This window comes from Blautia sp. TM10-2, assembly GCF_003480845.1.
In the GTDB taxonomy this organism is placed as follows: domain Bacteria; phylum Bacillota; class Clostridia; order Lachnospirales; family Lachnospiraceae; genus Fusicatenibacter; species Fusicatenibacter saccharivorans.
The window spans coordinates 221,044-233,454 of sequence record NZ_QUJZ01000003.1; the positions used below are offsets into that span (position 1 = coordinate 221,044).

The 12,411-nt window shown below is 42.0% G+C and carries 8 protein-coding genes; all 8 read left to right on the forward strand.

What is annotated here, in order from left to right; translation table 11 throughout:
* The first annotated feature begins 84 nt into the window (after nt 1-84).
* Nucleotides 85-1,230 (forward strand): hypothetical protein, encoded by a 1,146-nt coding sequence (locus tag DXD92_RS04330; protein WP_117802208.1) that lies wholly within the window; start codon nt 85-87, stop codon nt 1,228-1,230.
* Nucleotides 1,217-5,206: an MSCRAMM family protein gene (locus DXD92_RS04335; RefSeq protein ID WP_118640156.1), complete on the forward strand. Its 3,990-nt coding sequence runs from the start codon at nt 1,217-1,219 to the stop codon at nt 5,204-5,206. Before DXD92_RS04330 ends, DXD92_RS04335 begins: the two co-directional genes overlap by 14 nt.
* Nucleotides 5,207-5,223: 17 nt before the next feature.
* Entirely contained in the window at nt 5,224-5,748 is a 525-nt protein-coding gene (locus DXD92_RS04340; protein WP_118640157.1) for a BsaA family SipW-dependent biofilm matrix protein, read from the forward strand.
* A gap of 286 nt (nt 5,749-6,034) precedes the next feature.
* Entirely contained in the window at nt 6,035-9,709 is a 3,675-nt protein-coding gene (locus tag DXD92_RS04345; protein WP_118640158.1) for a CAP domain-containing protein, read from the forward strand.
* 648 nt (nt 9,710-10,357) lie between these two features.
* On the forward strand, nt 10,358-10,765 hold the full coding sequence (locus DXD92_RS04350) for a DUF3592 domain-containing protein (RefSeq protein WP_117802204.1): 408 nt from the start codon (nt 10,358-10,360) through the stop codon (nt 10,763-10,765).
* 161 nt (nt 10,766-10,926) lie between these two features.
* Complete coding sequence (locus tag DXD92_RS04355; RefSeq protein ID WP_118640159.1) at nt 10,927-11,331, forward strand: hypothetical protein; 405 nt, start codon at nt 10,927-10,929, stop codon at nt 11,329-11,331.
* 88 nt (nt 11,332-11,419) lie between these two features.
* Nucleotides 11,420-11,641: a hypothetical protein gene (locus DXD92_RS04360; RefSeq protein ID WP_117802202.1), complete on the forward strand. Its 222-nt coding sequence runs from the start codon at nt 11,420-11,422 to the stop codon at nt 11,639-11,641.
* 169 nt (nt 11,642-11,810) lie between these two features.
* A complete protein-coding gene (locus DXD92_RS04365) occupies nt 11,811-12,350 on the forward strand; it encodes a DUF3841 domain-containing protein (protein WP_117802201.1) in 540 nt (179 codons plus the stop codon).
* Nucleotides 12,351-12,411: the final 61 nt, after the last annotated feature.

Here is a 12,411-nt window from a genome sequence, read left to right on the forward strand (position 1 = left end):
TTTTGAAATAATTTTTTAATTCCTCTCAAAAGGCAGACCTTGAACCGTCTGCCTTTTTTGGGAAAGAGAAAGAGGAGAGTGGATATGAGTAAAAAAAGAATGCAAATTTCAGCTACATTACTTGGCATTCTGCTTTCAGCAGGAACGTTTGCCAGTGCATATCCTGTATTCGCCGCACAGTCCGAAGTGTCTGTGGAAAACAATGTAGACATTGGCAATATCAATATCAGTCTGGAAAAACATGGCTTAGACGAAAAGGGAGAAAAAACTGATTTCGATGATGCGCAGGTGGTTGTCCCGGGACAGGTAGTCGATGAGTTAGTTGATATCTTCAATCTGGCCAATGATGCATGGGTGCGAATGAAGGTCACATTTGATGATTCGACCATTGATGGAAATATGCTGGATGATTCGCTGCTGAATCTGGGTGATGACTGGGTTAAATGTGGTGATTATTATTACTACACCAAGCCTGTAAAACATGGCGAAGCTGCAGAATTTCTGAAATCCGTCAGCATTCCTGCGGAATGGACAGAAGCTCTTTCAGAAAAAGATCAGAAAATCAATTTTACTGCGGATGCAGTTCAGGAAAAGAATTTTACTCCGAATTTCAAATCTGATGATCCGTGGTTTGGCACCGTTATCGAACAGAGTGTAACGGATGCATATACAGTTCCGGTTACCAGCAATAACCCGTTTTCCGTTGCATACGAAGGTGGAGCAGCTGGGTTGGTTAAGGTGGGAGATGATTTCTTCTCCAACTGGGGAACCCTTATGCCGGGGGATGTGGTATCTGGAAAAGTCACGATTTCCAACAAATATGCCCAGTCGGTTAAAATTTACTTCCGAACGGACACGATTGCGGATGATAATCTGCTCCAGAAGCTGCATCTGAAGATCGCCTGCGATGGTCAGACATTATACGATGGCAGCATGGCTGGCGAGATTACCAATAAAGTGTTATTGGGTGATTTTGCACAGGGCAGCTCCAAAGATCTTACTTACACGCTTACAGTTCCTGCAGAGCTGGATAATCAGTATGCGATGAATAAGACCAAGACCAAATGGATTTTCACCGCTGAATTACCGGAAACTCCAAATAAGACAGTTGCAACGGGAGATTCTTCTCTTCCATCCGCATTTGCCGGATTAAGCATTTCTCTCGGCGCAGCCGGAATCATTATGCTTTCAGCATCAACGAAAAGGAGAAAAGGCAATGAAGAAAATTAACGAAAAAATCAAAAAAGCTCTTTCGTTTCTTCTGATTCTTACTATGGCTATGACATCTGTCGGGGTCAGCACTTTCTCCGCCTTTGCGGATTCAGAAGATGGAACGGGAACAACAGAGCTGAATCTCGATACGGATGCAGAGAACACCGCATCGGATGATACCGTAGATCTTGCTTTTCAGACCGATGGTCATGGAAAATTTCTGATCAACGGTGAAGATAAAACCAATCAGACAATTACTGTAAATAAGGGAACAGAAGTCACTTATGAGGTAACTGCTGATGATGGATATCAGATCCAGAAAATCCGTACATCATATGCTGATGGCACAGAAACGGAAGTAGAAAGCAAAGAATCCGATCTCACGCAGAATGTTGTTGCAGATCAGTCGCTTACGCTTTCTGCTGAATTTGCCGAAAAGCAGGAAGAAGATACTCCGGCAACCGTAACGACTCCGGCTCCTGTAGTGGTTACAACTCCGGAAGATGACAAAAACACTGCTAAAGAAGACGATACCAAAACTTCTGCAGACACTACAACCTCTTCGTCAGAAGAAAATGTTAAGTATAATAACAGACTTTCTGATGTTACCGCCGACTGGGGTGAAAATGAGTTCTTAAAAGAACATTTAAGCGCCAGTGATCTTATTGAATTAAGCAATGGAATCAGTCTTTTCGCAAGCAGATCCGGGAAAGTTTCCGCAGGTATGGATGGTCTTAATTCTGTTGCAACCGCGAAAAAAGGAAGTATTGTTACTAAGAATACACCAATTGACGGAAATTATTATTTTACCCCAATTATCGGTAGCAAAACAAAAATCACTTTTGGTACAACCGATAGCAATTATACATGGGATAATGAATTTTGTAAAAACGCCCAATATTATTCTAAAGCTATTTCCAATTGGTGGGCGCCACAGGCTGATACGACCAACTGGAGTAATACACGTTCTTTTATTCCGCATGATGGAGCGCAAGGTCATCTGTATGCAGAATATACCAATGTGGGATATTATGACGGCTCCCCTGTCAACATGAAAATCTGGTTCCTAGATTGGCAAAACACAAAGGTTCCGGATGAATACAAAGCACCACACAAACCAGCTATCGGAGATGACATCGATGCCGTTATTGTTTCTCTTGGCCCGAATAACTCCAAAGATTTATCCAAAGGATATACTCCGTTAATCGACATCAAGGGTTTAAAATGGATTAAAGTCAAGTTTGCATATTACAAACAGAATGGAGATCCTATCTCCTTAATGGGTCATTTTACCATGTCCGACCTTGACTTTGCGCAGGGCTTCCATATTCAGGAAAAAGTAGAAAATATTTATTTGACACAGGAAGCAGACGATCGTCTGGTGTATGATCCGCGAACAGACGCTATCTGGTCTGCTAGAAGAGGTGGTGAAAGTGATGGAGGAACAACTCCTGATAATTCAAATGGCTGGGTAACATATACCTTTGAAGGAGACAGCCAGACCGTTATCTTCTATAATGGAGGCACGATTAGTAAGGTTACAGGTCCTGGAGGAGGATTAAAAGAGGAAGGAATCCAAAAATATCCAGATTCATTTTATAATGGAGAAGGTTCCAAATTTAATGGATGGGAAGGCTCGTCCAACACAACGTCAGCATCACCGAATACTTGGTATACTTCAGAATTTGGTTATACATCCGAATATGTTGGCTCAATGTCGAAAGTAGGTGTGCTTCGTATCAATAAAACTGACTCTGACTCAGGTGCAGTCTTAAAAGGTGCGAAATTTACCGTTTACAAATGGAAGAACAGTAAATGGCAGACCTACGCCAATATGAACTGGGTAGAAGCAGATAAGTGCTACTTACTTAACAACATTCAGGGCGATGAAGCAGATGGCAACAAATTCAAAGTTGTCGAAACACAGAACCCTGACGGTTACACCGGAACTTTTTCACAGGAGTTTACCGTTGACCAGGCTGGTGTAAAAACAATTGTTTTGGATGCCAAGAATACACAGGATACCTTCAAAGTAACTGTAAATAAGGTATCCGGCAATACAACGATTACAGCAAATAACGGAAACTATGCACTGAAAAACGCCAAATTTGAGATTTATGCTTCCGATAAGACAACAAAAGTAGCCGATGCTTATACCGACGAGAACGGTTCTTTCTCTGTTAAGCTGAAAAATGGAACCTATTGGTTACATGAAACCATTGCTTCTCAGGGATATTCGTTGGCAGAAGATCAGCAGTTTACGGTAGACAAAAAAGACCTTTCCGTTACCGTAAAAGAGCCTCCGAAAACCGGAACAATCAATCTTGTCAAAAAATCCACCACCGATCTGCATTCAGACTACGAATCCTACTATTTAAAAGGTGCTGAATATGGTGTTTACAATGCTGCCGGCACAAAGGTGGGAACCATCGTTACAAATGCGGAAGGAAAAGGATCTTTATCGAACCTGCCGTTAGGAACCTATACTCTGAAAGAGTTAAAAGCTCCGGCTGGATATTATCTTTCCACCGATACACTGACAGCTTCTCTGACATCCAGTGTTGTGACTGCCAACGTGACAGGTAAGGATAAACCGGGACAGGTTCCTGCTCCAGAAGTTATTCTTGAAAAAGTGGATGCAGAAACAGGACTTGCTAAACCACAGGGAGCAGGCTCCTTACAGGGTGCGGAATACACCATGAAATATTATGATGTAGTCTCCACAACCGATCCGGCAGCTTCTGGCAGAAAAGCAAAATACACATGGGTATTAAAAACAGATGCAAAGGGACAGATCAAACTGGATGCAGATCATCTGGTAAGCGGTCCAGACTTCTATAAGGAGAACGGAAAAGTTGTATTCCCAGTTGGAACCACAACATTCCAAGAGACAAAAGCACCAAAAGGATATCAGCTGGATTCTAATGTATATGTTATGAATTCTGTGATCGAAAATGATAAGGCTGTATTAAAAAACAAACCAGTATCCAAAGAAAAAATGTATAGAGGTTACATTCGTTTCAATAAAACAGATGAGAAAAACAAGGCCATGGCCAATATTCCATTTAAAATCACGAGTAAAACAACCGGCGAGTCACATATTGTGAATACTGCCAGTGATGGTTATATCTATGAAAAAGATGTGAATTTTGGAAGTGGTAAAGGATTCTTATATGATACCTATCTTGTCGAGGAGCAGTCCTGCACAGCGAATAAAGGTTATATTTTGGAGTCTTTTGAAGTGACCATTAATGAAAATGGAGCAACCGTAGATAAAGGCACTCTTCAGAACTTACCTAAAACTAAGCAGATCACACTTACAAAACGTATCAAAGCATCTGACATCAATTTCAAAAACGGTGATCCAATCTTTATCCTTAAACTGACGGGTACTGATTATGCAGGAAAATCACACACCTATTATCGACAGGTACGATTTGATGCCGCCACCGTTAAGAAAAATACCGGATCAGACGGATATGTATCTCTGTCAGAGGTATTTAAGGATATTCCGATGGGCGATTATGTTGCAACCGAGGAAGAAACAGGACGATATAAGTTGTCTACCCTTACATCTCAAGGTGGTACAGTTTCTGGAGAACATGTAACTTTCAACATGACACCAGCAAATGATACTTACAATGCAACATTTACAAACTTCAAATACGATTGGCAATACTATACGCATACGGATGTTGTAGACAACACGCTGCAGTCTACCAAAGACAATAGCGTGAAGTATACCTTTACTGCTAAATGGGTTGGTAGCAGTCCTGTATCTGGCGGATCTTCGGTAGATAAAAATCAAATTGAAGCCACATTGACTACCAATGACGGAACCAAGGATTCCAGTGTTATTGTAGATGCAAGCACCTACACGACAAGTATTCAGACGTTCCCGAATAGTAGCGGCAATTGCACGGTAACTGTCACTTACAACAAAGATGGCGTTAAATTAACAGCCTCGTTTACCGTACCTGTTAAAGCGAAATAATTTTGGAGGACACAAAGATGAAGAAAGTAAAAGGTAAGAAACGGTTTTTCCTCATTACTTGTTTGATGCTTCTTTGTGCTGTCGCTGGAATTGGTGGAGTGCTTGCGTACTTCACCGACTCCGAGCAGACAAATAATAAGCTCAAAGTGGCTGTAAATGATACCAACATCGAAGAGGTTTTTCCAGACCCGAGTTTTAAGCCCGGAAGCGTAGTAAAAAAAGAGGTTCGCGTCAAAAATAATGGCAGCGATACATATGTTCGTATGCAGATTTTGTTTTCAGACAGTGATATGCAGCAGTATTGCACTGTAAACTGGAATACGACCGACTGGGAACTTAAAAATGATGGCTACTATTATTATAAGAAGATTCTCCCAAAAGGATCTAAAACAACCCCACTGTTTACTACCGTAACTGTTTCGAAGAATGCACCAGAAGATGAGATGAAAGATTTTGATATCATCGTCCGCGAAGAAAGTCTGCAGGTTGGATACTTCAAATCTGCGGATGAAGCATGGAGTGCATATAAAAAGAACAAATAAGTAAGTGGATTATTGGCAGGACTTTTACCACGACATGATAGAAATTCTGCCAATTTTTTGACTAAAATACAATCAAGTGATTGTTTTTGCAAGGTCAAAGTGGTACACTTAATACAATCATTGTGGAAAACTGTGGTTTTGTAATAATGATTAATTTCTATTTTTTTTCGTACGTGAAAATTCATTTGAATTTTTTTTGTCATACTATGAATGTAGACAAAAACGAATCTAAATGGAATAGGATCGTTGATTATCAAAATTGCTAAGTACAGGAGGAAATAGGACAATGAAAAAAGAAAAAGTAGTTGCAACTCTGGCTATGGGTGTTGTTGCAGGTGGTGTGGCAGTTGGAGGAACATCCACTGTTCATGCTGAAACATTAGATGAAAATACTGAAAACACCGTACAGGCTCCAGAAGAAACCGAAGCTCCGGCAGACCCGGAAACCAAAGAAGAAGCCAAGGATCAGCTGGATCAGGCGCAGGAAAAGGAAAACGAAGCAAAACAGGATTCCGATCAGGCCAAAGCAGATTATGATGCCGCTAAAGAGGACGAAGATAAAAAGCAGGCAGAGGCCGATCAGACGCAGAAAGATATCGACCAGGCTGAAAAAGATGCACAGGATGCTTTCGATCAGGCGCAGAAAGATGCACAGGATGCTGCTGACCAGGCTAAAGCAGATGCAGATAAAGCCGCTGAGGACCAGAAAAAAGCAGAGCAGGCAGAAAAGGATGCACAGGCCGCTTTAGAAGAGCAGGAAAAGGCAGAGCAGGATGCACAGCAGAAAGCAGACCAGACCACGACCGATGAAACACAGGAAAGTGTGGATCAGAAAAAGAATGATCTGGATAAAGCAAATAAAGATCTGGAAGATGCCAAAGCAGAGGATGCCAAAAAGCAGGAAGAGCTGGATGAAGCAAAGAAAAATGAATCTTCTGCAGAGCAGGACAAGGCGGATGCACAGGATAAAGTTGATCAGGCAGAATCCGATGTAAAAGATGCAGAAAAAGACGCGGATGCTGCAAAGAAAGATGCAGAAACCGCAAAAGACTTGTATGATACCGCTTCCAATGCTGCAGATAAAGATTCCAAATATGCACAGGCGAAAAAGGATGCGGAAGAAGCAGATGCCGCTGTAAAGGCACAGCAGACCGTTACAGACAATGCGAAAAAAGATCTGGATGCCAAGAAAAATGCGCTGGAAGATGCGAAAAAGGGTCTGGCAGAAGCAAAAGTGAACGCAGATGCCGCCGCACTTGCAGAACAGCAGAAAAAGGTTGATGCCGCGCAGAAAGAATATTCTGATGCCTTTGATGCGCTGATCGCAGCGAACAGCAAGCTGGACGAGCTTACCGCAGATTACCAGAAAAAAGTATCTGCCGCTGAAACTGCCAAAGCTGAGATGGATGCGGCACAGTCCAATGCAGACCAGAAAGAAAATGCACAGAATACCGCCAAAGCTGAAATGGATGCGAAGAAAGATGCAGTGTCCAAATCCGAAAGCAACATGTCAGATGCACAGAACAGCAAAGCAAATGCTGAGTCTAATGTAGAAAAAGCCAAAAATGAGCTGGATGCAGCAAAAGCAGCTTTAGATGCGGCAAAAGCGGCTGCAGAAGAAGCGAAGAAGCAGGAAGCACTGGGATCAAAAGGATTCTTCGACAGTATCGGTGAGACAGCAGCATCTGATCTGTTTTCACAGGGAGATTATCCAGACAAAACCAACATGGGTGCGGAAGATGATGCAACCAGTCTGAAAAACATGCTGTACGCTCTGGATTTTATTGAAAAATCCAATGAACTCAGAAGAGCAAATAATCTGGAAGAGTTTAAAATTTCTGCAAGAGCAATGGCTGCGGCGCAGTATCAGGCAAATGCTTCTTTACATACAGAAGATCATACTTTCCAGTTCGGTTATGGTGAAAACCTTGCATGGGGAATGGATGATCCGGAAATCGCCTATATGGCATGGTATGACAGTGAAAAAGACAGCACTATTTTAAGCGAAAGACTGCATTATCTTGCTCTCGTCAGCGCCAATAACACAGTTACAGGTTTTGGACTCTGCTATAACAGAACGAATCCGGATTTATACAGTTCTTGTGAGAGTCAGGTGTTTGGCTCTGTAAACGATGAAGACGAGGGTTACTGCTACACAGTAGCTGAGTTCCGCGCTCTCCTGCAGGCCTACATTGACAAACTTACTAAAGCCCAGACCGATCTGGATAAAGCCCAGGCTGATTACGATGCGAAACTGGCGGCTTACAATGCAGCACAGGATGAAGTGGCAAAATGGGATGCACTTCTGAAACAGTATCAGAACGAGAAATCCGTCAACGAAGATGCTCTGAAACAGGCTACCGAAGCATACAACAATGCCGTACAGGAGCTGAATAAAGCAAAAGCGGATCTCGATTCCAAGACAACGGCATATGAAACAGCTCAGAATGCAGTTGCTGAGAGCGCATCTGCAGTGGATGCTGCAAAAGAAAATATCGCATCCTGCAAACAGGTATCCGACCAGAAAGAAAACGCACTTACTGCTGCAAAGGCAGAAAGAGATCAGCTTCTTGACAAGCTGACAGAATCTGTGATCGCAATGACTGGCGATAAGAATGCCAAAGTAGAAACCAACTACGAATACCATCAGGTATGCAATGAATGCGGAGAAGATTTCGGCTATGGACCGGATGCTATCGAAGCGGTTGGTGACCATTCTGCAGTAACGGGTCATTCTTACAGCTCTGTAAAGAAAGCTGTTGGATATAAGATCGTAACCGCGTCCGGAACACAGGTAATCAAGAACCTGTCCAAGACAGATGCAGACAAAGCCCTGGCAGATATCCAGAAAGCCATTGCAGACGGACAGACAGCAGTCGATGCCGCACAGGCTACATATGACAATGCTGTAAAGAAACTGGCAGCAGATCAGCAGACCGCAAAAGAAAAGAATGATTATCTGGCACAGCTGAACAAAAACATTGCCGATCTGAAAAAGGATATGGAAGCAAAACAGGCTGTTGCTGATCAGAAAGCAGCTGCTCTGAAAGAGAAACAGACCGCCCTTGCGGATGCCAAAGCAGAGCTGAAACAGAAAGAGGATGCTCTTGCGAAAGCAAAAGAATCGGTTGAAAAACTGCAGGCTGAGAAAGATACAACCGCACAGAAAGTTGCCGCTAAATCCGCGGCTGTAGCACCGCTCCAGAAAGCATACGAAGCTGCCAAAGCATCCCTGAATGCATACCAGAATGCGCAGAACGCTCTGAAAAAGGCAAAAGAAAATGTTTCCGCTGCGAAATCTGCTGTAGAAGCCGCTAAGAAAGATGTAGCTGCGAAAAAGCAGGCCGTAAAAGAGAAAGATAAGGCATACACCGATGCCTGCGGTGTTCTTGCAATTGCCAAGAATATCACACTGGCAGATGCCATGAAGACCCCGATCACAGAAGAGGGCTTCACCTATCTGAACGATTACGTAACCAAGATCAATTCTGCAAAAGCCGCTTACGAGACAGCAAAAGCTGATCTTGCCAAAGCAAAAGAGAATACGGCTGTGAAGAAAGTTGCTTATGAGGAAGCCGCTGCAAAACATGCCGAGACTCTTGCGGATCTTGTAATTGCAAAAGCAAACTATCAGAAGTTTGTAGATGCAGAGAAAAAGGCAGAGGAAGAGAAGAAAGCAGAAGAGGAGAAGAAAGCGGAAGAAGTCAAGAAAGCAGAAGAAGCCAAAAAGGCGGAAGAAGCGAAGAAGGCAGAAACCGTGAAGAAAGAACAGCAGAGCGGCGGCGCTACTCTGACCGCAAGCACTGGAAGCATTGCAAAAGACAATGAAAAAGGTACCACCATCACCAAAGCCGGAAGCGTAGCAACAGGAGATACGACCCCGATCGGCATCTTAATGGCTCTGGCGGCAGGATCTTTCGGTGTTCTGGAAGAAACCGTCCGCAGAAAAAAACGCCAGTAACACGGTGATAATTTAAGAAATATGGAAACGAGGAACGGTATGGCTTAACGGCTATGCCGTTCTTTGCTTTTTTGTATACGTTAGAAACCCGGGCAGTTGAAGTTTGTATTGGAATAGCATCTTCCTGTAAAAAGCGCTCGTATAGAGCGTTTAGACCTTCTTCTGCGTTCGGCTAATACCCCGTGGCATCTGACAACCACACATTATTTTCGAGCAATTTAATGTGTGGTTGTCAAGAATGTTTATAAATCTAAACGTCATAGTGTTCTTCAGTTGATTTTTGTTATATGGAAGATGGGCGCAAGCAATATTAGTTGACGAGGTTGAAGATACGGTGGTGGCTCAATGACGGACAAACACATTAGGTTATTTGGGAAAGATGACAGATATGTATAAGGTTTGCAAAAAAATTGGATTATGGTTACACAAAACGAATCAAAAAAGGAGATTGGCTTCATGAGTTTATTTTAAAACCAAATTTCTTGATGAATTTATTATATCATTATTCCTGGCAGAAGCAATAAAAATTCAAATAATTTCGTGCCAAAGATTATTTTTTTGTAAACAATTTGCAGTTTATGCTTTTGTAATGTATAATAAATTTATCTACATAGTTGCACGAAACGAATCAAAGAGGAGGACGACTTCATGAGTTCAGAACAATTTAGTTTATTATTCTATGCTTGCATGCTGATTGACGCAATTGGATGGTTTGGATTCGTTGCACTTCCGCGAATTCGAAAATTGCTTTCCTGTAAAGAGAGAGCTGATGGTATTGTGGAAGATGTAGTGGAAATTAAAAACGCCAAAGGGCAGCCGCTTTTCCATGCTGTTGTCCGCTATCAGGCGGGACTTGCTTCTTACACATGTGAAACAGTGAATGCAACGAAAGCAGTTTGGGAAAAAGGAGAGCCTGCGATCGTTTATTATCAGAATTCCAAACCGGAAAATGCATTTGTCAAAAACGCGGCATGGACAGGCCGTTTAATATTAGGAATTATGCAGTCACTTGTTGCGGTGGCTATCGGGATTGCCTACTATGTAGGTACTCATTAATTTCTGCTTTTTATCTGCTCCGGCATGACCAGCATATATGTGCGCGCTGATCTGTCGGAGATTTTCTTGTCCTTTCATTCACATATAAATGCAACTTAAAACGCAAAAAATTTGTAATACTAAATATAGGGAAAATATTTTTAAGGAAAGAAGGATGATATATGTCTGTAAGTGCTGCTCGCTTGTTTTTAGGGGGCGGAGTGGTAATCAGCCTATTTTTCTTTTGTATGGGATGTATTCTAAAAATCTGCGTTCTTCGTAAGAAAAGACGTTGTACGCAAAAACTTCAAGGACGTATTGCTTCCATAGAAGGTTTTCGAACCTCGAACATGCCAATGGTTTTGATCGAATTTTTCTGGCCGGAACGATATCTGCTCCCTTGTTTGTTAGAATCCCCCAGTCAACCCCTATGGATCGGAATGCCGATAGAAATCTGGATCAACCCACAAAATCCCTATGATTTTCGAATTCCTGGTCAGAAATACAAAAATTTTTCTCGACTATGTGCGATCGGACTGGTGGAAATGCTGATTTTACTTTTTTTCATGATTTTTATACAAAAATAGGGGAATATAAGGAAAAGAAATTCGTGAAATATGAGGGCTTGTATAGGATTTTTTAACATGATACAATTTTTGAAGAGGAGCGATAAGTATGAAAGTTTTGATGAAAAGCAGAGTCCCAAACTCTCTTACCATATTGTTATGCGAGCAAGAAAAAGATGATGTACCCACTGAAACAATCCGCATGAAAGATTTGGATTTTCATATAGAAAACATTGATTATGGAGATACAACGGCTCCGTATCCGCATCAGATTGTGATTTTCTTTCGAACCTCGGAAGTAGCAAGAGGAAACGAGGCATTTTTTGTGTAAGGGCAGCATTTTTGTGTAAAAGCATAGACATATGAATGAGGAAGAGGGATTTTCCCTCTTTTCTTTTTGTCTTTTTCTCTTGTACGCTCAAATCGAGATTTTAATTTTTTCACATACTATTAGTGACCAGATAATTGTGTTGTGCTTGGAAAAGAAAGAGGTGGTTTAATTGAAAGTATGGACACTGATAACCAGAGAGACGCTTCGATTGTTGCAGGAAGGCATTCCATATTATGGGGATAAAAAGATATGCCCTGTTGTGGATTTTCCGTATACCCCCGGCGGTTATTCTTTGCTCGTCAATAAGATGATACAAACAATTGGGTTTCCGCCAGATCCTTCCGCTGCGCCTATTTGGGGATATTATCTTTATGGCGGCGAAAACAATATCCCTGAGAACTTGGATTTTGACAATTTCCCTGAAGAGGCCTCCGTCTGCCTTACACTGGAAGTTCCGGATCGAAAATTGCTTTTGAGTGATTCTTTAATGTGGGATAGCATTTCGCTTGGAGAATACATTCCGCATGGAGATACACCGGAAGAATTGGATAGCGACTATGAAGCATATAGAAATGCTGACGCTGCCAAACAAGCATTCATGAGGGTGTTATCCTGGCATCAGGTATTTAACATCATACATTCAGATTATGTTTATGTCCATTTTTGGGAGATCCGGAAGGAAATGATCCGCGAAGTGCTATTCTTATAGCCAATTTTTAAAATAATAGAATATTTACCACAAAAGGAGATGCCTGATACTGCAGAAAGGG

Excerpts from the sequence above, each read along its gene's own strand:
- DXD92_RS04345 (WP_118640158.1), top strand. The coding sequence starts at position 6,035 with ATGAAAAAAGAAAAAGTAGTTGCAACTCTGGCTATGGGTGTTGTTGCA.
- DXD92_RS04340 (WP_118640157.1), top strand. The coding sequence starts at position 5,224 with ATGAAGAAAGTAAAAGGTAAGAAACGGTTTTTCCTCATTACTTGTTTG.
- DXD92_RS04355 (WP_118640159.1), top strand. The coding sequence starts at position 10,927 with ATGTCTGTAAGTGCTGCTCGCTTGTTTTTAGGGGGCGGAGTGGTAATC.
- DXD92_RS04360 (WP_117802202.1), top strand. The coding sequence starts at position 11,420 with ATGAAAGTTTTGATGAAAAGCAGAGTCCCAAACTCTCTTACCATATTG.
- DXD92_RS04330 (WP_117802208.1), top strand. The coding sequence starts at position 85 with ATGAGTAAAAAAAGAATGCAAATTTCAGCTACATTACTTGGCATTCTG.
- DXD92_RS04350 (WP_117802204.1), top strand. The coding sequence starts at position 10,358 with ATGAGTTCAGAACAATTTAGTTTATTATTCTATGCTTGCATGCTGATT.
- DXD92_RS04335 (WP_118640156.1), top strand. The coding sequence starts at position 1,217 with ATGAAGAAAATTAACGAAAAAATCAAAAAAGCTCTTTCGTTTCTTCTG.